The following is a 1,919-nucleotide window of genomic DNA, read 5'->3' on the forward strand; positions in this document are numbered from 1 at the left end:
CTGCCATTCGGGCCTGTGACGATCGCATAGGTGAAAAGCGAACCCGGTGTGCCGGGCACGCCTGCGACGCTGAACGTCCCGGTGACCGGGCCGTTGGCCGAAACAATGAGCGGTATGTCGGTCGGCTCGGCAAATTGCGGCGTGCCGAGCAGGTTGACGATGATGGTATTGGCGCCGGTTGCCGAAAACGCATCGGCAATGAGCTGATCCGACTGAGATGTCTGCTGGTTGATGTCGAGGCCGATGCTGGCACCGTTGAGGGTGAGGCCGCCTAGCGTCAACACATCGCCAGCGACACCATTCGTCATGTCGATCAGCGAATTCGTCGCGATGATCGAACCCGGCATGGTGACGTTGCCGTTGATGAACAGCGTCGAGCCACTGCCCAGGTTGAGGTGGTTGATGCCTTGTATGCCGCCGTTGAAGCGCAGCGTGGAATTGTCGGAGGAAAAATTGTCGAAGCCGGTAAAGTTCTGGCTCTTGCCGCCGGCAGCGAGATTGGTGCCGGTGATGGTGCCGTTGGCGCCCGTGCCGCTGAACAGAACGCCATCGCTCAAACTGAGTGGGTCAACCGCACCGATGCCGTCGATCACGAGCGTGTCGGGTCCAAGACCGGTAATGTTACCGCCGATCGTGCCGCCCGAAAGATGGACATGCTCGGCGTCTATGCCGCCCGTGATGGTACCGCCGGTGACCGAGACATTGTCGAAGCCGGCGCCGCCGGAAACGCTGGATCCGATGGCGCCGCCGCTGATGACAATCAGATCGTCACCGACATCGCCGGTGACCTCTCCTGCAAGCACGCCGCCGGAGACCAATATCTGATCGTTGCCGTCGTTGCCTTCCAGAAAACTGTTTATGGTGCCGCCGCGCAGCGTAATAACATCATTGCCGGCACCACCGCTTACCGCACCCGCAAGAGTGCCGCCGGTCATGTCGAAGGTGTCGTCACCATCCTCCAGCCCGACAGAATCCGTGCCCTCCCCACCCTCACCTGGGTCGATGCCGACACTGGCGTTGCCCGAGATCGATACGCTGTCGTCCTGGCTGCCGGCATAGATCGAGCCGTCGACCGTGCCGCCGCTGACGGTATAGGTGTTGCCGCCGCCTTCGCCGAACACCGAGCCGGTCACATGGCCCGCGGTCATGTTGAAAATGTCGGCGCCGCCCGCAAGATCAACGATGCCCGGCGATATGGTTGTGCCGACGGTTCCACCGTCGATGTTGACGGTGTCGTTGCCATCGTTGCCGAAAATGCTGCCGCCTATGGTGGCGTTGCCACTGACCGTTATTGTGTCGTTGCCGGCCTCTCCATCGATATCCAATTCGATTGCGGTATTGCCGCCGATGCTGACCTGGTCGTCGCCGGCCCCGGCATCCACGGCCTCGACGTTGCCTCCCCCTATGGTAATGGTATCACCGCCCTCACCCCCAGAGATGATACCGACGATTGGCTCGCTGAAAAAAACGCCTTCCTCGACCTCGAGGATACCGACCGATATCAGGTCGTCACCGATGCCACCGGTCACATTGCCGACCTGTGTGCCGCTGCCGGATATCACGACACTGTCGACACCATCTCCAAGATCGATGTCGTGGATGCTGCCGGCCTGGATGATAACGGTGTCATCGCCCGCCCCGGCGTCCAGATTGGCGTCGACATTTGGGGCGAACGGATCGCCCGACAAATCCCCATAGGACATCTCGAACCGGTCGTTGCCGCCAAAGAGTTCGAGGGTCCCCTCTGCCGACTGCAAGGATGTCGTTGCCGATGACGTTACCGGCGGCAGGCCACTTATGACGGGGGTAGGCGTGCTGTTGTCCAGGATACCGCCAAAGATGCTAACAATGTCATCGCCGTTTCCGTCATAATCGTTGACGATGACTGTCGACGAGTCGTTGGCTTGCCCCTTGTATCC

1 pseudogene is annotated in these 1,919 nt (G+C 60.7%); it reads right to left on the reverse strand.

Annotated features, from left to right (window positions below):
* A pseudogene (locus EOA22_RS31915) lies at positions 1-1,919 on the reverse strand (autotransporter); the annotation flags it as partial.

Source organism: Mesorhizobium sp. M7A.F.Ca.US.014.04.1.1, from assembly GCF_003998745.1.
Classification (GTDB): domain Bacteria; phylum Pseudomonadota; class Alphaproteobacteria; order Rhizobiales; family Rhizobiaceae; genus Mesorhizobium; species Mesorhizobium ciceri.